Origin of the sequence: Nocardia beijingensis NBRC 16342 (assembly GCF_001612785.1) — a bacterium.
GTDB lineage: Bacteria > Actinomycetota > Actinomycetes > Mycobacteriales > Mycobacteriaceae > Nocardia > Nocardia beijingensis.
In genome coordinates this window covers 1-21,607 of sequence record NZ_BDBC01000085.1, presented here as the reverse complement: position 1 = coordinate 21,607, position 21,607 = coordinate 1, and the positions used below count along the sequence as shown (strand labels likewise).

The 21,607-nt window shown below is 61.2% G+C and carries 14 protein-coding genes and 2 pseudogenes; 6 read left to right on the top strand and 10 right to left on the bottom strand.

Annotated elements, in window-relative coordinates; genetic code table 11:
• Positions 1-47: 47 nt before the first annotated feature.
• Together NB3_RS33335 and NB3_RS33330 are read left to right on the top strand one after the other, a co-directional pair.
• Entirely contained in the window at positions 48-1,250 is a 1,203-nt protein-coding gene (locus NB3_RS33335) for a helix-turn-helix domain-containing protein (protein WP_067811370.1), read from the top strand.
• Between the two features lie 517 nt (positions 1,251-1,767).
• Complete coding sequence (locus tag NB3_RS33330; protein WP_244892183.1) at positions 1,768-2,415, top strand: IS630 family transposase; 648 nt, start codon at positions 1,768-1,770, stop codon at positions 2,413-2,415.
• Positions 2,416-2,524: 109 nt separating this feature from the next.
• On the opposite strand, the gene NB3_RS33325 is transcribed toward NB3_RS33330, so the two are convergent.
• The 9 genes from NB3_RS33325 to dndB all read right to left on the bottom strand — a co-directional run bounded on the left by NB3_RS33325 (position 2,525) and on the right by dndB (position 15,460).
• On the bottom strand, positions 2,525-4,726 hold the full coding sequence (locus NB3_RS33325) for a ParB N-terminal domain-containing protein (protein ID WP_067811368.1): 2,202 nt from the start codon (positions 4,724-4,726) through the stop codon (positions 2,525-2,527).
• Positions 4,727-4,923: 197 nt separating this feature from the next.
• Complete coding sequence (locus NB3_RS33320; RefSeq protein ID WP_067811366.1) at positions 4,924-6,657, bottom strand: ATP-binding protein; 1,734 nt, start codon at positions 6,655-6,657, stop codon at positions 4,924-4,926.
• A 39-nt stretch (positions 6,658-6,696) separates the two neighbouring features.
• Entirely contained in the window at positions 6,697-6,981 is a 285-nt protein-coding gene (locus tag NB3_RS33315; RefSeq protein ID WP_218020680.1) for a hypothetical protein, read from the bottom strand.
• A gap of 71 nt (positions 6,982-7,052) precedes the next feature.
• Positions 7,053-7,523 carry a hypothetical protein gene (locus NB3_RS34690; protein ID WP_084823890.1) on the bottom strand — a complete coding sequence of 157 codons (471 nt, stop codon included), beginning with the start codon at positions 7,521-7,523 and terminating at the stop codon, positions 7,053-7,055.
• A gap of 1,356 nt (positions 7,524-8,879) precedes the next feature.
• Positions 8,880-10,343 carry a DNA phosphorothioation-associated putative methyltransferase gene (locus tag NB3_RS33305; RefSeq protein WP_067811358.1) on the bottom strand — a complete coding sequence of 488 codons (1,464 nt, stop codon included), beginning with the start codon at positions 10,341-10,343 and terminating at the stop codon, positions 8,880-8,882.
• Between the two features lie 40 nt (positions 10,344-10,383).
• Positions 10,384-10,782 (bottom strand): DNA sulfur modification protein DndE, encoded by a 399-nt coding sequence (dndE, locus tag NB3_RS33300; protein ID WP_067811355.1) that lies wholly within the window; start codon positions 10,780-10,782, stop codon positions 10,384-10,386.
• Positions 10,783-10,794: 12 nt separating this feature from the next.
• Positions 10,795-12,789 carry a DNA sulfur modification protein DndD gene (dndD, locus tag NB3_RS33295; RefSeq protein ID WP_067811353.1) on the bottom strand — a complete coding sequence of 665 codons (1,995 nt, stop codon included), beginning with the start codon at positions 12,787-12,789 and terminating at the stop codon, positions 10,795-10,797.
• Positions 12,786-14,324, bottom strand: a complete 1,539-nt coding sequence (gene dndC / locus NB3_RS33290; protein ID WP_084823888.1) for a DNA phosphorothioation system sulfurtransferase DndC — start codon at positions 14,322-14,324, stop codon at positions 12,786-12,788. Before dndC ends, dndD begins: the two co-directional genes overlap by 4 nt.
• Complete coding sequence (dndB, locus tag NB3_RS33285) at positions 14,321-15,460, bottom strand: DNA sulfur modification protein DndB (RefSeq protein ID WP_067811376.1); 1,140 nt, start codon at positions 15,458-15,460, stop codon at positions 14,321-14,323. The genes dndC and dndB overlap by 4 nt, the downstream gene beginning before the upstream one ends.
• A gap of 118 nt (positions 15,461-15,578) precedes the next feature.
• Between dndB and dndA the strand changes: the two genes are divergently transcribed.
• Positions 15,579-16,769 (top strand): cysteine desulfurase DndA, encoded by a 1,191-nt coding sequence (dndA, locus tag NB3_RS33280; RefSeq protein WP_084823887.1) that lies wholly within the window; start codon positions 15,579-15,581, stop codon positions 16,767-16,769.
• Positions 16,770-16,870: 101 nt separating this feature from the next.
• Positions 16,871-17,831: pseudogene (locus NB3_RS36485) on the top strand (IS701 family transposase); the annotation flags it as partial.
• A gap of 150 nt (positions 17,832-17,981) precedes the next feature.
• Here NB3_RS36485 and NB3_RS36480 read toward each other — a convergent pair.
• Positions 17,982-18,158 carry a hypothetical protein gene (locus NB3_RS36480; RefSeq protein WP_244892182.1) on the bottom strand — a complete coding sequence of 59 codons (177 nt, stop codon included), beginning with the start codon at positions 18,156-18,158 and terminating at the stop codon, positions 17,982-17,984.
• Positions 18,159-18,328: 170 nt separating this feature from the next.
• On the opposite strand from NB3_RS36480, the pseudogene NB3_RS36895 reads away from it, so the two are divergent.
• Both NB3_RS36895 and NB3_RS34680 read left to right on the top strand, forming a co-directional pair.
• Positions 18,329-18,592 (top strand): annotated as a pseudogene (locus NB3_RS36895) (DDE-type integrase/transposase/recombinase); the annotation flags it as partial.
• Between the two features lie 1,130 nt (positions 18,593-19,722).
• Positions 19,723-21,540: a DUF262 domain-containing protein gene (locus NB3_RS34680; RefSeq protein WP_084823885.1), complete on the top strand. Its 1,818-nt coding sequence runs from the start codon at positions 19,723-19,725 to the stop codon at positions 21,538-21,540.
• Positions 21,541-21,607: the final 67 nt, after the last annotated feature.

Here is a 21,607-nt window from a genome sequence, read left to right as displayed (position 1 = left end):
ACCCTGAGCGATCCGGCAGACAGGTTATGGGGGTTTGAGGTATGTATATGACGACCGGCGAAGTCATCCGGCGGATCAGAAAGTCCCTCGGCATGACCCAAACCGAGTTCGGACAGCTGATCAACTTCTCACAACCCGCAGTATCGCTGCTCGAAAACGGCGGCCCCTCCTCCCACGACATCCGGATCCTGCGTCTCGTAGCCCGCGCCCTCGGGGTGCCGCTTGCCATACTGGTAGTGGACTCGGACGAGGAGGCAGACGTGAAGCGACGCGAATTCTTCAGGGGCGGAGCTGTAGGAACTGCCGGAGCTGCCATGATGGCCGCTACGGGAGAACCCGCCTCAGCGGCATCGGGCGTCAGGGTCGGTGCCGCCGACGTGGCCGAGATGCAAAGCAGCATCAATCAAATTCACGAGCTCGATCTTCTGGTCGGCGGAGACCGCCTCTGCCACCTGGCAGCCGGGCAAACACGCTACATCAAGCATCTGCTCGATACCGCCAACTACAGCGACGATACCGGCAGGGCTCTCACCAGCACGGCAGCCGAGATGATGACCGCCACGGGTTGGGTCCATTTCGACGCGGGCCGCCTGGACGAGGCCCGACGCTACTACGCCGATGCCGCTCAAGCCGCGACGACCGCCGGTGACGGGATCGGTGTTTGCCATGCCCTGATCAACGCCGCAATCCTCAACTACCAGGAGAAGTCCCGCTATCGAGAGGGCATCCGACTGGCAGAAGCCGCACAGTCGGCGGCACTGCCGCAGGGCGGACCGCAGCTGCGGGCACTGGGCGCCATTCGGGAAGCCGAAGCACACGGCCTGGCCGGTGACGAAACGTCCATGACCAAGGCGATCAGCCGAGCGCACCGCGCTTACGAGTCCGGCCACGGTTACGACCCCGAATGGGTCTTCTTCCCTCCAGCAGAACTGCACGGCATCACCGGCCTGGCATACATGCAGATCGGCGATCACCGAACCGCCACCCGACACCTGCAATCGGCGATCGACACCTCCGCATCCTGGCCGCGTGAACGCGCGGAATGGCGTATTCGTCTCGCTGAGAACCTCATCAAGGCAGGAGAGATCGCTGAAGGTTGCTCGGTTCTCACCACCAATTTCCACGAAATCGATGGACCGACCTCCACCCGCCAACGCTGGAAGCTCGACACCATCGAGCAGCAGGTACGGCCACATGCAACAGTGCCGGAGGTCAAAGAGTTCGTAGGGCTGCGCGCGATGCACACCTAGTACCGCGTCCGGGAAGGTTGATGCTGTAACCGTGCCCGGGTTGGCGGGTTGATCATGGCCGGGTGAGCGGTGATGCTGGTGGCTCGCAAGCCGGATGTGTTCGTCAGAGCGCTGACCCCGTAAGAAGGTCGTAAGCTGGTCCGGATCGCGCGGCGCAGCAAGCAGCCGATCCGGATGTGGCGGGCGGTGGTGGTGATGGCGTCGGCGCAGCATCAGCCGGTCGGGTTAATTGCGAAGCTGATGCAAGTGTCGGATTCGTATGTGCGACAGGTAATCCACGACTTCAACGGCATGGTTTCGAGGTCTTGGACCCAAAATGGAGCGGGGGCAGGCCAGCGAAGACCGATCAGGCGACACGGGAAGCGGATCTGCCAGATCGCCCGGTGCTGCCCCGTGACCTAGGATGGCCGTTCGCGACATGGAGCCTGTCGAAGCTGGCGGACGTGCTGCGGATCAACAAGATTACCGACATCAGCCGTGAAACACCACGGAAGATCCTGAACGTCGGTGGGGTGTCGTGGCAGGCCACGAAAACGTGGAAGGCCCCGGCCGATCCGGCTTTTCAGGCAAAGATGGCGCGGGTGTCAACCTCTACGACCATCCGCCCGTCGACGGCCGCGTGGTCTGCGTGGACGAGTTCGGGCCACTGAACACGCAGCCGCGCCCCGGCCGTGGCTGGTTCAGCGCGCGGCGGCCACGCCGGCTGCGCGCGACCTATCGCCGCACCCAGGGGGTTCGGCACATGTTCGGTGCCCTGGACCTGTCCTCGGGCCAGTTGTCCTACCGGATCCGGGACCGGAAACGGTGGACGGAGTTCCTGGCGTTCGTGAAATCGCTGCGAGCCCGGTGGCCGGGGCAGACACTGTATCTGACCTGGGACAACTACTCGGTCCACAAACGGGCCGAGATCCGTGCATGGTGCGCGGCCAACGCGGTCGAGCTGGTGTTCTTGCCCACCTACTCGTCGTGGCTCAACCGCATCGAGTGCGAGTTCGCCGCGCTGCGGTACTTCGCGCTGAACGGCACCGACTACCGCAGCCACGGCGAGCAAGACGACGCGACCGGCACCTACGTCCGCTGGCGCAACCAGCACGCCGGACCCGTCGGCGACTTCGCCGTCGGATCCAAGACCCGCCACCCGGATTACCTACCGACTGTTGCCTGACGCGGCACTAGGCCCGCGACTAGCGCATCGTCCCCCGCTGTCGACGTACGATCGGCATGAAAACCTGTACAGCAAAACCACTTACGCTACCCCGCATTCACCTGTAGGACTACCGCCGATCGACCGACTCCCTCATCGCCGATGCCAGGTCGAGCGCTCCTTGCGGGTCGATACCGTCCGCTCTTCTCGGATCGACCATATCGGCATCGGTCCGCCAGCGATCGAATTCGCCGCCGGAGACAAAGAACCAGCGATCCAGCGCCTTCTTGAGGTTTGTCGCGGCTGTCTCTTCAGCCTGACTACGAAGGTCCCTCTCGGGAAGTCCGGGCTGGCTGGTCACCAAAGCCTTCATCTGCTGTTTTGTGCACCAGTCCAGATACATGTGACGGGCCTGACCGAGCTTCACATCGAATTTGGAACGCTCAGGAAGCCAGTCCGAAACATGACTCCAAACGTCAGGAATGGCGAGGGCCTGCATCCAAAAATAACGGAAGTAGACCGCTTGCGGTGTGTCCATGTTGACAATTTGATTGATCGGATCGGTGATCGTCTTACTGAACGCAAGCTTGCGATCACGAGCTTTTTTGTGATCGATCGCAAAGAAAGCATTCCATGCCACAGCGAGTGCATCCGCGAATGCAGGAAGTTCAGAGATTTTGGTGGTGGTAACCATATCTTTGCGCAGCTCCCACAGGGAGCCAAGTGTCATGAATAGTCCGAGTTGACAGGCGTGAGTGTTGTAGACACTGTAGACTGATTTGCAGCTCCTTATATTCTCAGGTCGAGTGGACTCGAGATATTCCAGCGCTCGGTACCGGTCAAAATCTTCTTCTTTCGCCTTAAGTGCCTCCCAGGCCCGGATGACGTCCGATTTCGGCATACGGTGCTCACCTGACTGCCTGGTTTCGACGTAGTGTTCATAGCTGGAGCGCAGGGTCCAAAATACACCCACTCCCCCGAAGAGCGCATCATGGGCGAGTGAAGCGAATGTGTCCGCAGTGTGCCAATCCTCCTTGAGCTTCGTCAGGCTGGTCGCGTGATCAGCGTACGGTTTGACCTGCGAAAGCAGCATGAGAATCGCCGCGCCCCAGGTCTCCATGAAACGCCGGCCGATCGCGTCGGCCTGACCTATGGGGAAGTTGAGGTTTCCGATCGACTCACGATCGAAGACATAGCCCGCGTCGTCTATTCGGTCAGGAAGGAGAGTCTGGAGGTCGAGCTGTGTCCGCATGAACTCGTCGCGCTCCTCCGCGCTCTCACGCCCGACAATCGGTTGAGCCAAGTTTGTAAGGTACTTGGGATGCCCGAAGACGCACCGATTGACCGCCATCTTCAGCAAATTCACGTTGGTGATGACGGACCATCGTGCCGGTCGGCTGCTATTGACGTCCGGATTGTCGTATTCGACAGCGTACAGCGGCAGTCGCCTACCATCATTGTGTCCTCGAAGGGCACTAAGGACGCTTCGAGTCAGAACGTTGCCGAGTTCGGCGTCCGACAGGAGAATTATCCTCGATTCACTCGGCGGGCGAGCCTCCTTATTGACGTCGACGAAAAGTTTCCGGGCAGCCTCGTGGGGACGTGACGCTTCACCAGTCTGCTGTGGAAACCAGCAGACCGTGACAGGCACCTCGATCTTCTCAAGATCGACCTCGGTAGTTTCATGGGTCTCGATGAGCTGCCTGACTTGATGTTCGTAAAATGACCGGAATTTGACTCCCGCGGTGTCCTGCCAGGTGTTGGAAAGAGTCCGCTCGATGGCAAGGAGCGCCATCGCGCGGTGCTGACCGTCGAGCACCACCAAACTCGCCTCCGACCGGTTCCACCACAGCTTTCCTACGTTTGCGCCGTGCGGCTCGCCATCGGCGCCCAGTAGCCGGTGGATTTGAAATGCGTTGCCGGCACGCTGTTCCTGCCACGTCGCGTCGTCGTAGTTGGTGACGGTAGAATTGCCCATCTCCGGGAATTTGGTCGGCTTCTTGTTGCGGAACGGCAGAAGCACCGCAACGATCGGTGGAAAAAACGCTGGCCCGGTGGATTGGGGCTTGAGAAGGTAGGGGATGAGGTTGACAGCGACCCGATGGTCGTCGAGGTCGCGTTGCAATAGCTGGTTGAAGTCGAGGTCGCCAGCGTCCATGATCTCCCGGACCGGCGCCAGGCTCTTGGTGAGCTGGCGTTCAGGAGCGTCGCCGTCTCCGCCGAGTTTGGCCTTGGTCATCATGTAGTCAACGCGGCCCGCAGGTGTGTCGAAGCTGCCCCACGTTCCCTGGACGTAGTCCCGGAAGGTTAGCTTGGTGCCGGAACCGAACATACTTCGTTGCCTTTCTTGTGCTCTTATATATCGGGTCGTGCCCAAACCACACTTCGCCTTAATACGCCAACACGCATGAAGATGGAAAAATAGCCCACGTGTCGGCGTCCGGCAACGAATGCCGGGCTGCGAAGCGCTTCTTGCGCGATCGGTTCCGGGGGTCCCCGCGGGGCTGCACAGACCACCGAATCTACCACCTATTGATTCTTGAAGTGCTCTTTCAGTAGAGCTCCACTGAACATTCCCCAGTACGTCCGCAGCTGGTCGAACTGGTCGGGATCTTCGTACATACTCTCTGCTTTTGCGTAGGCCATGAAGAGCAGGTCTATCGCAGACTGGGTGCGCCTGGCGAGTTCCGCCATCTCCTCAGGGGCCAAATTCGTAGCGCCTTCGTCGGCGACCTTCTTAATGGGCTCATAAACGTCCCGAAAGAAGGCATGTCGGCGGTTGAGCCTCACGTGCGACTTGCCGTTGAGATGGTGGATCTCCAGGAACTCCTTGCCGGGCCAGTGAGCGTCGAACAACGTGATCGGCTTGGTCCGTACCTGTTCGCGGATCTTCTCTATCGCTGCGGCGTCGGCCTGTGGGTCGAGCCCTCGGTCCTCGGCGGTCTCCTTGACGATCCGTTCTTCCTCTTCCGCGGTCGCTGCTCGTCCGGCGGGACCCTTCGGGAGGGTAGAGTCAACGCGATCAGCTGTGTCCATGCTGTCACTGTGATCCCCGTTCTCGGCACGATTCCGAGCGTCGTACTCATCCCACTGCCGTCGGACAAGCGACCGAGCTTGCAGGACGGGACGTTTCAACCAGGTGCGCAACTCGTCGCGAAGCTTACTGACCGGCTCGGCACCGCGCTTGACGTGACGAACCTGGAAGTATTCGTCCAACTCGGCCGGGAAGCGAACCTCGATCGCGACGTAGCGCATCACCTTGTCTGTCCGGCCACCTGCGACCAGCTGCGGCACAACGTCGTAGTAGATCTCGCGCCCGTTGCGGAGGATGCTGATCCGCGCCGCATTTTCGGCGTTGATCTGGAATTCACGTATGTCGTGACCTTTGCTGTCAACTTCACCTCCGGCCGTCCGGTACGGCCTGAACTCCGGAGGCACAATGGCGACGGCGACGTGAACCTTATGTCCGTCGATGACGATGTCATCTTCTTCGATCATCTGCCCGCGTGGATCGGCTGGCTTGTATCGCGAGATGATGCGAGGGTTGTCCATCTGAAACAGTGGGTCGTGGAGTGTGATCTTCTTGCCGTCGAGTTCGAAGGTTCGGCCGGTGTCGATAAAGGTACGGTAGGCCCGGGCGATGAACTTCCTGAGATCAGAAATCTTCTCCTCAAGGGAGGTTGCGAACTTTCCACCGCTCGACAGCCGATCGATCTTCCCGAAGACCACCACCGTGCCGGAGGAGAAGGGTCTACCATCACGTCCGACCATGAGTTTTGCCGCTTCATCTGGCCATTCATTAACGATCTCTGTCGTGATGTACTGCTGCCGGCCTTCACGGATTTCCTCAAGGTCGATGTAGCTGTGGTGGATGTCTGAGCTGGTGAGTTGTTTGCTGTAGATGTCGATGCGCTCGCCGAGACTAAGTCCGGCTAGCTTCAGCCCGACACCGAAGCGGCCGAGACCTGCCCGTTGGTTGTAGCGGTTGCTGTAGCCCATGGACAGGACCTTGTGCATGATCGCGGGGTCGATGCCGGTGCCGTTGTCGGCGATGATAATGCTGTCGATGGCCTTCTTTCCGCGACTGTAGACGGGCAGCACCCGTAGGAGGGTAGCGTCGGCCTCGATGGAGTTATCCAAGGGCTCTCCGACGGCGGCGGTCAGGTCGAAGCCCGCGTCGCGCATGGACTCCAGCGCTCGGTCGACCTGAATTATGTCAGCACGCTGATCGTGGGCTGATTGAAAAAGGGGCTGGCTTGTCATTCCAGGATCCTTTGGGAGTTGTTCGGGCGGACAGAGGTTTCAGGGGTGCTTCTTTGCCGCACTGGATCGCTGTCGCGGAATACTGCAAAATATGCACGCCGTCTGGTGGAAGTCGGGCTTGTCGGGGTGGAGCCGGTTGGACAGCGTCCCGGCATGGAGGTGGAACAGTGCGCACTCCATGTCGAATGCGTTGGTTACGGAGTGGTGGATGTCGTAGGTGAAGTACTCGCCTCGGCGATCGATGCTGTGGCGAATCAATCGGCGCTGGATGTCGGTGTCGCTGCGGCCGACGTAGATCAGGTCGCCCTTGTCGTTGTACAGCATGTATGTGCCGATGTAATGGCTGGGAATGAGTGTGCGGATAAGCCAGGGGCGCAGGCGCAGAAGCCGTGGTCTCATCCGACGAGCGCCGACTCGTGCCAAATCTGGCGTGCGTGCCGTCGAGCCCGGCTGATGCGCTGACGGACATGCGTTACCGGCAATCCGTTGCGATGCGCGAGACTCTCGGCATTTTCGCCGGCCGCCAGGCTGTTGAGCATCGCGCGGTCACCGACCGTCAGCGCCGGTTCAGACTGAATCCAGACGCGGATTTCGGCGAGGCGGAAGTTCTGATCTTCCGCGCCGACCTCCGCGTCCTCGCCGAGTTCTGCTACCGGGGCGATCTCTCGACGTCGCTCGATGGCCTGGCGTGCGTGTCCAAGCGCTGATCGCATGTGCACTTTGGGTGCGCCGGTGATAGCTTTCCGCGGAGTCCGCAACAGCTCGTCGAGAGCACGATCGATACGGTCGAGCTCGTACACGTCGCGCGTCGTGAGAGCCCGGTTTTGTAGTGCGATGACGGCTGCCTGAACAGGTTCGCTTATCATGTGTTGCTCCATGTGGTCTGGTGGCGAGCCCCATGCGGTGGCACGCGTCCGTGTGTGGTGAAGCATTGTGTGTGAAGTTGTTTCGGTCAGTGTACTCGGCCCCACCGACATTCGGTGCCTTCTGCGACGAACTCGGGATGTCGAGGTACTCCTACCTATATAGATCGGGTGAGAGAGCCGTTTGTTGCAGGCCCATAGCAACTTTCGTTCAAAGTGCTGGTCAGGCGCGTACCGCTGTCGGGTGTCGGCTCGCCGATCTCGGGCTGGCACCCGACTTCGGATCCACCCGCCGCGACTCCGAGCAAGGCATCGTGAGCAGCACGGTGCTCGGCGCCAACGACTGGGGACTGCGAATCCCCGGGATATCACGCTGTGAGCGGAGACGCACGCACTCAATTGTCGTGTGATAATTCAGGACCCCGATTGTCTCGGCGTCCTCGTGACCTTGTTGACAAGTTCGGGCCGGGTTGCGATACTTTCGGCTCGTGCCGCTCGGTGAGGCTCGAATGGCCGAGACTCGTTGGTACAGAGGCTATTTCATTCCGTGCTGACTGTACAGGAAAGGTTCCCCGGACACGGATATCGCCCCCAGGTACGGGGTGTCTCGTAGTCGGTTTATTAATGAGAGACCAAATATCAGGCGGGTGAGGTGGAGGCGCTGCGAACGGCGTTGAGCCGACTACGGACGAGCCCGAGACGGATCCCAGCCGAGGTCGAAGCGCTGACATGCGAGGGGCGGCGCGTTCACCCGCGCTGGGGTGCGCGACGGATCGTGTTCGAGCTCGCCCTGGCGGGGCGGATTCAGTGCCGTCGCGGGCGATGGTGCATCGGATCCTGGTCCGCAACGACCTGATCCGGCCCAGCAGCAGCGGCACCGTCCCAAGTACAGGTACTGGCAGCGGGAAGCGCCGATGCACCTGCGGCAGCCGGACCTCATCGGCGGCATCCACCTAACCGACGGGCACGTAGTCATGGTCGCGCGCCAGCGACTGCTGATCGGCCGCACCTACACTGGACAGACGGCCACGATCGGTGTCAAAGACACCTATTTCCGGACACCTGCGGCGGCGCCGAAGTGGCGCTGCGCCCGTGCATCACCCAGCACCCCGTCAGACGCTGGAAGGTGAAACCATTCCCCCGAACCGGATTCGCAAGTCCACCACGTCCTGAGACCTTCAACCAAGCCCTAAGCGTTGCTTGTCGCCGAGGTTCTGAGCCCTCAGAAAACGGCATCAGCCTGCGGATTCCGTGAGCGCCGACACACTCGATGCGACCGCAGGGGCTAGGGACGACCACTCGCCTGGGCAATGGCGGCCGTCGAAGGGTGCAATCGGCCGGGAGCTGAACGTCGGTCCGTTAGTTCGGAGTGCCGCCATTCCTCAGGTGGAAGAGCCGATGCCCTCTTACACGAACGCCGGCCGCGGCGAGTGTGGCCTCCCACCCGCGCAGGCTGCCGATCCGCTCCGGGTGCTGGTACAGTCCGGCACGCTGCTCCGCGCGGGTCAATTTGGCGTAGAGCTCACGGCGAGGATCGTCGCGTCCGACGAATTCTTCCTTCCGATGGATCAGAGGCGGGTTGTCGGAGCGGCTGTAGTCGCGCGACTCGGCACCAAGGTTTTTCAGGTTGACGGTGATGGACGCTGCGAGGGTCGGGTGTGCGTCGCGATCGAAGCGTGGATAGACAAGATAGGACACCTGTGGCTGCACGACCGACAGCTTGATCAGGTTGGCATGTTCGATCGTCCCCGAGAGCACGCGCGCGCACCCCTCGTATACCTGGAGCACCGGTGGGAGTTCGGCCAGCGCCGATCGGTGGACGTAGAGGGCCGTCGGTGTCTGTTTGCCGATTGCTGAGCTTCGCGCGGACACGAGGACCATCGTGGGGTCGCCGCATGCCAGTAGCATTCTATCGGCCTGTATGCACGCTGATTGGTAGGTGCCGAACAGTGTACGGATGTCGCAGGCCAGTGTGGTTCCGAGTTGGCTGAACCGGGGACGCCGACCGAACCTGGACAGCGCGATATAGATCAACAATTCCGACCGCCGCTGGCGAGTCACCTGCTCCCAATGGTCGTCATCGGTGACCTGTCGAATCAGGGAAACAGCACGTCCGAGACTGCCGACTGCCTCCCTGATCGCCTCCGCAGCACCGTCGCTGAGTTCGCCAGGACGAGGTGGGCGGGCATGATCGCTCAGGAAGTCGAACAATGGCGCGAGGGTGTCTCGGTGCGTCTCGTAGAGGGTGTGGGGGTCTATCCGAACCCGTGGTCGGTAGCGGTAGACGCGGCTGGCGAGGAATTGCTGGGCGACGCTGGGCTCCCGGAAGATGTAGAAGATGCCAGGTGCGGCGGCGTGCGCCTGTACTCGGAGAGTTTCCTCGATCCAGGTTGCCAACTCGGCTTGCTGGTAGAACTTCTGGAAGGTCCCAGTTCTGGTGAGCAGCCCGTCGCCGAGGGGACGCCCGAGAAGGTCTCGTGCGTCCCAGGTCAATCGTGAGGAGACGATCAGGACTTTCTTGGCCAACCCCCATGCGGTACGAAGTGTCTCGGCTCGCTCGTCGGGGCGTTCGATGACGTTGACGACGTAGCCGAGGTTAACGACATCCGCGTGCCGACGCTCAGTATGCGGTCGGTGGTTGGGATCCCACCCGTCGACGACGTAGCCGAGGGCTGAGAGGTTGCGCAAGTCATCACCTCGACCACACCCGTAATCGAAGACCGACGACGACTGGTCGAGCACGTGATCGGCGATCGCCGCGGCGAGTGGGCGCGACAAGGCGTTTCGAGCCATTGCCGTTCGATGGCGGGCGACGACGCTCATGCTTATTGTTCGCCTGGTTGCGCGAACAGTCGGGGTGGCGTCATGCGACGTCGTGTTCGTCGGGTGCCATTGTTGTGGCGACGAGGTCGGCGATGTTGCGCACCTGGCGGTCGCCGACGAGGTACCCGATGCCGCGGTGCAGGTGCAGCCGGAACTGCTGGGCCAGGGTGTCGTCGTCCAGTGGCAGTCCGTCGGTGTGGCACCGGTGCCGCAGCAGTGCCCAGTAGAGCGCGCCGTGTGGGCCGGCGAAGGTTCGCCAGCTCATCTCCAGGTTGCTGTCGGCCGGGATCTTCATCGTGGGTGGTGGGGCGGCCTCGGCGAGGGATCGGCACAATGCCCAGCGGCACAGGGTGTTCCAGTGTTCGATTCCGGTGCGGCGTCTAAGGGTGGTGAGTTGGTCGCGACCCTGTTTGCTTAGGCGGATGGTCTCGAGTGGCATCGTTGTCCTCGCTCAGCTGGGTGTCGGCTCGGGCCAGAAGTAGCCGGGTTCAGTGGTGGTATGTCCTGTGTCGCTGTTGTATTCGAGCCGATAGGCGTGACCGATGTAAGGGTGGAGCTGGTTCCAGGCGGCCTGGTCGATTTCCTGGTCGGTTGACAGCAGGATCACTTGGTGACTCGCCTGCGGGAAATACCGCGAGACCAGGTGGCTTCGGTGTATGCCGTCGAGTCGGCCCAGTGGCGTGTCGATGACCACCGGAAGGGGCCGACCCGAGGCTTGGGCGAGCCCCCACAGCAGCGACACCGCGAGGAGTTGCCGTTCGCCGGCAGACAGTTGCTGCGGAAGAACGACGTTCCCGGCGTGGCCGCGCAGCTCGATAGCGAAGGACTCCGGATCGATCTTCAGGTCGGTAACCAGCCGCTCCTTGCGCAGCAGCCGCTGCAGTGCCTGGATGACGAGCGATTCGATGCGCTGGAGGTTGCGGCGGGTTGCCTCGACACGCAGGGCGGCGAGTGTGCCGCGGACCCGCTCACTGTGGTGAATGATCCGCCGGGCATCGTCGTTTTCGGCCACTTCCTCGGTGGCCTTCTGCAGCAGTCGCTCCACCGTGCGCTGCTGCTCGGCGGCTCGTGCGTCGGCATCGGCTACCAGGCCTTCCGCTTGAGCTGCAGCGCTGCTCGCTGCTGTCCACTCAGCCAGCGCCGTGTCCCGTCGTGCGCTCAGCGTGTCCAACGCGCGACTGTCGGGTACCGCGGCGAGGGTATGGACGACCTCGTCGAGCTGGCGGACGAGGTGGTCGCGTTCGGTCAGAGCGGTGGTGACCTGCTCGCCGACCAGGTCCAGGTCGTGGTCGACCAGCGACCGCAAGCGGGAGGTGTCCTCGGCACCCATCTGTACGACACGCTCGATCCCTGCCACGGCGACTCGCGTCTGGCGTTCGTCCGCCAGGAACGACTCCAGGTCGTCGATGGTCTGCTTCTTGACCCGCTGGGACCGAAGACGGTCGAGGATGTCCGCGTCGCGCTTGATGAGTACGCCGATGACCTGATTCTGCTCATCGGCAACCAATTCCCGCTCAGCCATGCCCAGCACGTCGACCAGCTGTGTACGTACCAGACGGAGTGGCACCACACTATTCGCAAGGTCGAGAAGACGGGTATCGGTCGCTTTCAGCGCCTTTTCGAGGCGGACCTTCTCGTCTTCCAGGGTGCGCTGACGGACTAGCAGCTCACTGCCTTCCATTCGTAGCTGCTCTTCGAGCTGCCGAAGCTTGTTCTCCGCGCGCTCGGCGATCGTCCGACACTGGGCGGCTTCTTGCTTCGCGGCAGTAGCCGCCTTGTGTGCGTCCTTCGCGCGACGGTTAGCGGCGTCGAGCATTTTGTGCATCGACGGCGGCGCCAAGTCGGCGCGGTAGTTTCGTTCTATCACCGAAAGATCGGTTGCCAATCGATCGACCAAGTCCAAGCCGAGAAGCGCACCGATCGCTGTCTTGAGCATGTCGCGGGCGTTGTCCAGTTCGGCGAGTGTCTCGATCTTCTCCCCGTCGAAGAAGAACAGCTCCGCGACACCTCTCGGCACGAATGCCTCAACCTGCTCCGCCCACCGGTCGGTGAGGGACCGATCGGGCATGCCGTCGACCAGCACGTCGAGGCGCTCGCGGACGGTGGATTCGGTGGCTGTCCACGTTCGCACGATCCGGTAGTTGCGTCGTCGCCCTTCCTGGTAGACATGGAACGCCAGCTCGACGCCAGCGCCCTCGCTGCCGGGGACACCGTTGTGAATGAGCCGACGCAGGTAAGTTTGATAGCTGGAGGAACGCCGTGACGCGGTGCGGGCCAGCGAACCGAACAATGCCAAGTGCAGTGACTCCAGGACGGTGGTCTTACCGCCGCCGTTGAGCGCGCCGATCACGACGACCGGTCGACGCGGATCCGGTGGAGTCAGGGTGATTTGATGGTGTCCGCCGAAGACCCCGACATTGCGGAGTACGAGCTCATCCAAGATCACGGTGCGTCCGCCCCTTCAGCATCGAGTGTCTCGACAGCATCTGCGATGCTGGGCTCCAAGTCCAAGTCCAGGTTGTACTGCTCGCTCAGCTGTTGAGGGGTATCGCGGCGGAGATTGACCCGACCGACCGCATCGTCGGCGTCAGTGTAGAAACCGCGCCGCAACGACCGCTCCAGTGCGTCGAAGAGGCCGGCGCGCCGGGTCATCGACCGGTGCCGCTGCTCGATGTCGAGTAGTTCGCGTACCAGCTCGAAATGCAGCTCGTCGCCCTCGGACAGCTCACGCAACAACGCGACGTCTTCCGGGCCGAGGGCAAGATGGTTATCCATCGGGCGCCCGGGATACGGCTCACCGACAACGGATTCGTAGATGCGGGGAAGAGTGTCTTCGAACTCGTGCTTCTCGATCACCCATATGCGTCGGATCTCCTCCAACTCGGGCAAGCTGATCAGTTCGATGGTTCCGACATTCGTCGGCCCGTTCTTCCGGATCCACGTCTGGGCTTCAAGCAGTTTGGTCAGCCATCGTTCGCGCCAATCCTGCTTGTACGGACCGAGAATCGGCTCATCGTGGAACAGCTGGACGGAGCCGTTCATTCGGCGGAAGTCGCGCTGTTCCTTTCCCCGCAGCTCCTCCAGCTCGTTGCGCAGCTCAAGCAGGGGCTGCATCCACTCCTTCTCCTCATCGTTCTGGATCATCGCCGACATCGACTTGTCCTTCTCGACGAGAGTGCATACCCAGCAACCGAAGCGGCTGTCGCCGCAACTGGGTGTGCTTGCGTCGACCACCAGCGGACATTCACCATCCGATGACGCGCCCTGATACATCGTCAGCAGTTCCTTGTTGGAGTACCCCCACGGATTCGGACGCTGCATGAGCGACAGCCACACGTCGTCATTGGACCAGTCCTCGATCGGTGTGTAGACCAGCGAGTTCGGCAGATTAACGTTCGGACTCAACTTGTCCCGAACACGTTTGCTCTCCAACGACGACATGCGGGCCGACCGGCTGGAACTCTCCGCTTTGCGGGTACCCAGCACGAGGATCGCCTCGCCGTGTTTACGCACCACACGCCGGATGAACGCGTTCGATGGCTTGATCTTCAAACGCTCAGTGCACCAACGGAACTTCGGCTTCGGCGAAGGGTAGCCGCGCCCGATCAGGTTCACCCAGAAGGTGTCGTTCACTTCCGGAGTCAGACGGTGCGGTTCGATCGGCAGCTGTTGCTCCTGCGCGGCCTGTCCCAACAGCTTGAGGGAGTTGGTGACCCACGCGGCGACGACCGGGTTCTCCACCAGGGTGTCGGTGGAGATCACATGGACCTTCTTCGTCCGGTGCTCGGCCGGCAACCCCTGTAACGCCATCCACACCAACTGCAGCGTGGCCGTGGAATCCTTACCGCCGCTGTAGCCGACAACCCAGGGGATCCCGTCGGCGAGATAGAGCTCCTGAATCTCGCGCGCCAGCCGATCCAATGTTGCTGCGAAGCCTTCTTCTGCGAATGCAGAGTTCTTCCGGGAGGCAGCGGGTTTCATTTCTCTCCTCGTCGATGTGCGTCTTCGACGCGCTGTTCTTCCTCGCTCAGCGGCATACCCAATGCCTCGCGGATCACATTGGTCGTAAGCACCACGTTGGTGGTCGACTTCGAGACTTTCCCACCCACCAGGGCCCGACCTTCCCAGAGAGCGGTATTCACACGAGACCAGTCGATATCCGACAGCGGGGCGAGTCGCCGCTTCCAAACCGTAGGGTCGTGCGTCTCTTGCAGCAGAGTGCGTCCAATATTGCCCAGCGCATGCAGCACGATACCGTGGCTGTGGATGAAGTCTCGCCGGACATCACCGGCGGAAACCTTCCGCTTGTGCACTTGTATCCACTCGGGAAACAGACCGAACACGACATCCCAGTAGGCCGACGCCAACTCCGTCGCTTCATCGATCGTCCGAGTTTCACAGCCGTCGAGTAGTGATTTGGTCGCGGTGTAGAGCGCCGACAATGTGAAAAGCTTCCTCGACCGCGCGGACAGATTGCTTCGCTCCATCTCGACCAGGTCCTGGAGCACCGGCGAGCGGAAGACGATCGCCCGCGCGATCTGTGCCGCACTCTCACGCTGGTCGTACAGGATCGTCAATGACCGGGCCGGCCGGATCGCGTAGCGGTTGAGATCGGTGAACATCTGCTGGCATCGAGCAAGTCCGACATCGAGGAACAACACCACCGGAATACTCTCGTCCCCGATTTCGGGCTTCTCCCGCAACGCCTGCTCGATCGCCGCACGCCGATGCTGCCCATCGTTGATGACGAACCGCGCGGACATCGGGATGCTCATGATCCCGATCTGCCCCTCAGCCCCTGAGGCGCCGAACGGTTGGAAGTCGAGGTCGGTATCCACCGACGCGGTCAGCGCGGAGAAAGTGTACCCGGTCGGGTTATCCAAGATGTACTGCGCTATTTCGGGAATTCGAGATTTGTTCAGTGTTCGTTGAGCGCGCAGGGCCGGCTGCAACTCCTCCTCATCGAACAGAAACATCCGGGGTATGAGACGCAGCGGGAACATGGTCACGTAGAACTCGCGCCCGGCCTGGACTCCGCGGATGGTCGGGAACACGTACCCGTAGAAGGCACGACCCGCCACCGCAGCCTCCTTCGGGTCTAACCGGCTGATCGACATGACGTATGTTTCCTTGGGTGTTTGCTTCCTGTCAAGCATACTGACGCGCCAAATCTAGCGTACAAGCAGACACCCATATACGTACGGGCTGTGTACATCCTGCGTACACTGGCGTGCTATGGCAGCTTCGACACGAACGACTCGTGGTGCAGCAGACACCTCGGATGACGCTACGACACGCGCGGTCTATCTCGACTGCAACGCGACCGCACCGATCGAGCCCCGAGTCCAGGAAGAGGTCAGCTACTACCTCGACCAGGAATTCGGAAACGCTGGCAGCCGCACTCACGAATTCGGGCAACGCGCCAAGGAGCGGGTCACACTCGCTCGTGAGCAGGTCGCCAGCATTGTTGCATGCACCCCCGACGAAGTTGTGTTCACCAGCGGCGCAACAGAAGCCGACAACCTCGCCCTCCTGGGACTGGCCCCTCACGGACAGCAGGTGGGTCGACGACACATCATCAGCAGCCAGATTGAACACAAAGCGATCCTCGAACCCCTCGACGTCCTGCGCGACCGAGGGTTCGAGGTCACCCTGCTACCCCCGACACCGGGCGGCTGGGTCGATCCGGACGACGTCAGAGCCGCCCTACGCCCCGACACGTTCCTCGTCTCGATAATGCATGTCAACAACGAGACCGGTGTCATTCAACCGCTCGACGAGATCGCCACGGTACTCAATGGGCACGACGCGTACTTCCATGTCGACGCAGCGCAGGGCTTTGGCAAGGAACTCGGCCTTCTGCACAGCCCGCGTATCGACATGATCAGCATTTCCGGGCACAAAATCTACGGACCCAAAGGCGTGGGCGCTCTTATCGCCCGACGACGCGGCTTCCGCAAGCCTCCCCTCACGCCTCTCATGTACGGCGGTGGCCAGGAACGCGGGATACGGCCCGGCACCCTTCCAGTAGCACTGATCGCGGGTCTCGGCACCGCCGCCGAACTCGCCGGCAAGCAACACAATGCTCGCACCGCCGCCAACCTGTGCTACCGGCAAGCCGTACTCGACACCTTTCTTGAGCTCGGCGGCGAAATCAACGGCGACCCCGAGCGAACTGTCCCCCACACCCTGAACATTGCCTTGCCCGGTCTCGACTCCGAAGCGGTCATGCTTGCACTCAAGGGCACCATCGCCATCTCCAACGGCTCGGCCTGCACGTCACAGCGCTACGAACCAAGCCACGTCCTGTCCGCGATGAACCTCCCCGACGAGCGAGTCGCTGGCGCGCTCCGCATCTCATGGAGTCACCTCACACCCGACCTCGACTGGACGACGGTTGGCCAACGCATCAAAGCACTCCTCTAATAGTGCTTTGTTAGATGCGCCGGGATGCGCTGTGCTGCAATGGTGTTGCGCGAGGAGATGGACGTGGTCCGTCCGGTGATCGAGGAGTTCGCCGCACCCAGGTCCGGTCCCGGCTGACCGGGTGGGCGGCGCGGTTCGTCGACCCCGACGCCCTCGTGGTCGACGACACCGGGTTTCCCAAGGACGGGACAGCATCACCGGGTGTGGCGCGAATGTACTGCGGGGCGTTGGGCAAACGCGGCAACTGCCAGATCGGAGTGAGCGGGCACGCGGCCACCGACTGGGCCTCGGCCGCACTGGATTGGCGGCTCTACCTACCGAAGTCCTGGGACGACCACACCGCCACCGACCCGGACGAAGCCGAACAGATCACCGCACGGCGGGCACGGTGCGTGATTCCCGACCACGCTCGGTTCCGGGAGAAGTGGCGGCTGGCGCTGGACATGCTCGACGAGGTCCTCACCTGGGGAATGCCCGCCCGGCCGGTGATCGCCGATGCCGCCTACGGCGACAGCATCGCCTTCCGCGCCGGACTGACCGACCGCGGACTGACCTACGTCCTGGCGGTCTCGGCGGCGACCAGCGTCCACCCCGCCACCGCTCCCCCGGTGCCACCGACCTACTCCGGATTCGGGCGACCCCCAACCCGCACCGACTACCCCGACAAGCCCGTCACCGCCAAGACGATGATCATCACCACCGGCCGCTCAGCGGGACGGTTCGTCACCTGGCGGCGCGGCTCCCGCCACACCGCATCGAACCCGGGCGCGGTGATGCGCTCCCGGTTCCTCGCCTTACGGGTGCGCCCGGCCAACCGCAACATCACCCGCGGACCGGACGGTAGCCTTCCCGAATGCTGGCTGCTGGCCGAACGGCCCACCGGCGCGGAAAATCCGCTGGCGCATCGAACACGACTACCGCGAACTCAAAGACGGCCTCGGCCTGGACCACTTCGAAGGCCGATCCTGGCTCGGCTGGCACCGCCACGTCACCCTCACCTCCATCGCCCAGGCAATCTGCACCACGCTGCGCCTCACCCCAAAAGCCCCTGCGCAGGCCTGACCCTCTACGCCGTCCTGCGCCGACTCCAACACCTACTCGCCACCTGGACCGGGCACTGCCACACCTGCCACCAACCCCTACCAGCCCGAACACAACCACCCCACACCTAACAAAGCACTACTAGGAGGATAGAAGGATAAGATTAGGAATTTACGCGGCGGCTCTGGAAGTACTGCGATGCGAACCGCCGACTAACTTCCGCGAGATCGTCGACGGACTACGACCGAGCCGGCGATTGCCGGGCAGCCCTTTGATCCCGGCGCGGGCCATCAGCAGCTCGATCTGGCGGTAGCCGACATTGATCCGGAGGCCGAGTGAGTTCGGCATGAACGCGATGGGCACCGTAGGTGCCCCGGGAAGCGGTATGCACGGCGCGAATCTGATCTAGTAGCCACGCATGCCGGATCGATCGCTGCGAGGGCGGCCGTGACCGCCACCGCAAGTAGCCCGATTCAGCGACGTCGATGAGCCGGCCGAAGCTGAAGCATCAGACCCCGACCGCGGGTGATCTGGTCAACCGGTCGTTCACGCGATAGAAGCCGCATCAGTTGTGGGTCACCGACATAACCGAGCATCACACCCCGTGAGGGCAAGGTGTACGCGCGGTCGTGCTCGACACGTTCTCCCGCCGGGTTGTCGGCTGGTCGATCGACTCGACCCAGACCGCCGCGCTGGTGACCAACGCGTTGGTATGGCCATCGCCAAACCGTTCACCGCAGGCCGGGACGATCATTCACTCCGACCACGGGGTCCAATTCACCCTACCCACCACACCCGCCGACACCAAGGCGCTACCGCTGGCCGACATCACCGGCGGCAAGGACTGGACCGACGCACCCGCCCTGAAATCCCCTCTCGCAGGCCGGTTCTGCCTGCGCGCACCCGCCCAGGGCGCCTGCCACGCCAACATCTACGAACACTTTCCGCACCGACGCCACCTACCTGCCCATCCTCGCCGCCCAACGCGCCGACGCCGCCAAACTCGCCGCCGACGCCCAGCGCCGCGGCTGGATCACCGAAGCCGAACGCCACCACGAGCTCATCGCCCGCCTCGACGCCGCCATCGCCGACGCCCAACGATCAGCCGGATAACCAAACCCACTCCACACCAACCGAACCCAACGGTCCGATTAGGCGGATAATGCTACGGCTATGCTGTCATCGAATCCTTTTGGGACAGAATGCAAGCCGAGCTACTGAATCGGCAGCGGTGGAGAACCCGGATCGAAGCTGGCAAACGCGATCTTAGTATCTGAAGATCTTCCATAGCCGTCGACGCCGTCATTCGGCCCCGGTATGAGGTCGCCGATCGAGTACGAGATGATGCAGCCATCCATCCAACCCGTGGTCTGAAGTCCAGTACCTCGACTCCACGAAACCCGCGGAACATCAGCGAGTCCACGAGACCGGGGGCGGTCCCAGCCGACTTCGCCGCAGCATGTTTGTCCGGATTGCGCGATCCCGCCCTGCCGCGGGTCCCACACATGGTGCGAAGCGGCCATGCACACCACGACACGCTTGCCCGCCGACACGACCAGTCGCTGCGCTCGAACTCGCGCGGATCTGCCAGCCCCGGGCGGCTTCACGATACGCATGCCGAACACCCGCATCATCCTCCCGGCGATTTCGTTGCGCTACTGCAGGTTTCAGAGCGTACGCGCCACCGATACAGTACCATCCTTGGCCATGCCAGGGGACACTGCATACACACAGAGAGCACAAAATTCCAACTTTCGCGAACAGCAGCTGAACCATCGACAGAATCGGCTCCGGAAGTGATGGCTTCGCGAAGTTGAATTCAGAAGAGACCAGCAAGTGCGACTAGCTCCATACATACGAACATTAGATTCTAATGATTGGCTGAAATTTGACAGACTCCACCACACCGATAATGAGCGCTGCCAGTGTACGTCCTACAAGCTTGCCGATTAGCAAGCTTCTTGCTAATCGATCACCAGCACGCGTGCCCAGATACCAACGTTCGTATGCTTGGACAGATGAGCAGGTCAGTGATCTGATAGACGACGTCAAGCGGTTACTCCCAACGCAGACTGGGACACGCGGTCACTTCTATGGTGGAATGGTCGCCATTGAAATAGGAGATTCCGCCGAGGCGGAGGGAAGCGTATACGAGATCGTCGACGGTCAACAGCGACTTGCCACCTTCTGCCTGCTGCTCGCTGAAATTTCCAGACGGTCTACAGAGCTGAAAAGGATAGCAAAGGCCCAATCCATGCCCGAGATGGAGAAGCGGCTGGAAATTCTCGCAAAGGGAATTCACTATGATTATCTCTATTATCAACGATACGATGTGCGCGAGGGTACCGAATCACTACAGCCACGAGTGCGACTGAGTCACGCCGACGACGAGTTCTTCCAAGGTCTACTCAATGGGGAGAAGAACGATACAAATCGCGATAGCCATAAGCTTCTGAAGAATGCAGCCGAACTGCTTAGAAACGAGCTTGTCCGACCGAGAACACCAGAGGATAATCTTGAGCAGTCGCTCGATGTCTTACAACGCCTTCGTGATGCAGTGCTCCGCGACTCATTTGTAATTCATATCGTTAGTGACGAACGCTCAAGCGGCTATCGCCTGTTTACAGTGCTGAACGACCGCGGCGCCCGCCTCACAGTAGCCGACCTTCTACGAAGCCACACTCTTGAGATGCTTGACTCGGTTCCGGATCTCTGCAACAAGGCCGCACAACTTTGGGACGATATGCTCACCAAAGGTGGCGACAATGTGGATGAATTTCTTCGAGTATATTTTACCTCGCTAAAAGGAGGTCGCCCAAGACGGGACGACCTTTTTGACGAAACCAAAGACCTTCTATTTGCAGCCGACATCAACTCCAACACAGTTATCGACCGCCTAACTCGCATGGATGATGAGCTTAAGGCGTTTCTAGAGATAAGCTCTGGAAAATGGCCGTATCCGGTAGGTCAGCAGGATCAGACGGTAACGGAGTGGCAGCGATCGCGGCTGTCGCGCCTGGTCAATACGCTTCACCATGAACTATCGACACCTCTACTACTTGCGGCACGGGCTCATTGCAATGAAAAGACCTTTGCAGAGCTCGTACACCTGCTTGAGATATTCGCATTCCGCTACAAAAACATCTGCGGCGCTCATGCTGGTCCGGCTAGCAGCAGTTACTATGCCGAGTGTAGGCAACTACGAGGAATGAAATCCAGCGGAGATGTAAGCTTTGCAAAGCTTCGCCAGTCTCTGCGAGATCTGCTGGCGAAACGCGCTCCCGATTCGATATTCAAGAACTCACTCTCCGACTATCTGCGCTATGATGCGGGAGGCGCAGCGAAGGCTAACATAAGGCACTTGCTGACCGTAATAGAAGACTACAGACCGTGGATTAAGCTTGGCGCGTCCGGACTCCCCACCCCAGCTATGATTAGCGTAACCGACTTGAATCACGTTTCGATTGAGCACATCTATCCGCAAAATGCTGAAAGCCGCGACCCTGCACTTGAACCGCATATCAATCGGATCGGTAACTTGTCATACTGGAGCCCGCTCGACAATGGAGTTGCCGGAAACGCATCCTTCGTCGAAAAACTTCCTGCATACAAGGCGAGTAAAGTCGGATTGAACAATGACTTAGGACTTCTCACCCAATGGGATCTGGCTGCGCTTCAAGCGAGAGAGGCAAGGCTGATTAGCGAGGCGTGTAGCATCTTTGTAGTCTGAGGTCGCTGATCCGGGTTCCGACGACGACGGCAATGTTCATGGGCATACAACGGGACACCGGTCGCGC

Excerpts from the sequence above, each read along its gene's own strand:
- NB3_RS33335 (WP_067811370.1), top strand. The coding sequence starts at position 48 with ATGACGACCGGCGAAGTCATCCGGCGGATCAGAAAGTCCCTCGGCATG.
- NB3_RS33325 (WP_067811368.1), bottom strand. The coding sequence starts at position 4,726 with ATGTTCGGTTCCGGCACCAAGCTAACCTTCCGGGACTACGTCCAGGGA.
- NB3_RS33320 (WP_067811366.1), bottom strand. The coding sequence starts at position 6,657 with ATGACAAGCCAGCCCCTTTTTCAATCAGCCCACGATCAGCGTGCTGAC.
- NB3_RS33315 (WP_218020680.1), bottom strand. The coding sequence starts at position 6,981 with ATGCTGTACAACGACAAGGGCGACCTGATCTACGTCGGCCGCAGCGAC.
- NB3_RS34690 (WP_084823890.1), bottom strand. The coding sequence starts at position 7,523 with ATGATAAGCGAACCTGTTCAGGCAGCCGTCATCGCACTACAAAACCGG.
- NB3_RS33305 (WP_067811358.1), bottom strand. The coding sequence starts at position 10,343 with ATGAGCGTCGTCGCCCGCCATCGAACGGCAATGGCTCGAAACGCCTTG.
- dndE (WP_067811355.1), bottom strand. The coding sequence starts at position 10,782 with ATGCCACTCGAGACCATCCGCCTAAGCAAACAGGGTCGCGACCAACTC.
- dndC (WP_084823888.1), bottom strand. The coding sequence starts at position 14,324 with ATGAAACCCGCTGCCTCCCGGAAGAACTCTGCATTCGCAGAAGAAGGC.
- dndB (WP_067811376.1), bottom strand. The coding sequence starts at position 15,460 with ATGTCGATCAGCCGGTTAGACCCGAAGGAGGCTGCGGTGGCGGGTCGT.
- dndA (WP_084823887.1), top strand. The coding sequence starts at position 15,579 with ATGGCAGCTTCGACACGAACGACTCGTGGTGCAGCAGACACCTCGGAT.
- NB3_RS36480 (WP_244892182.1), bottom strand. The coding sequence starts at position 18,158 with ATGCCGAACTCACTCGGCCTCCGGATCAATGTCGGCTACCGCCAGATC.
- NB3_RS34680 (WP_084823885.1), top strand. The coding sequence starts at position 19,723 with ATGAGCGCTGCCAGTGTACGTCCTACAAGCTTGCCGATTAGCAAGCTT.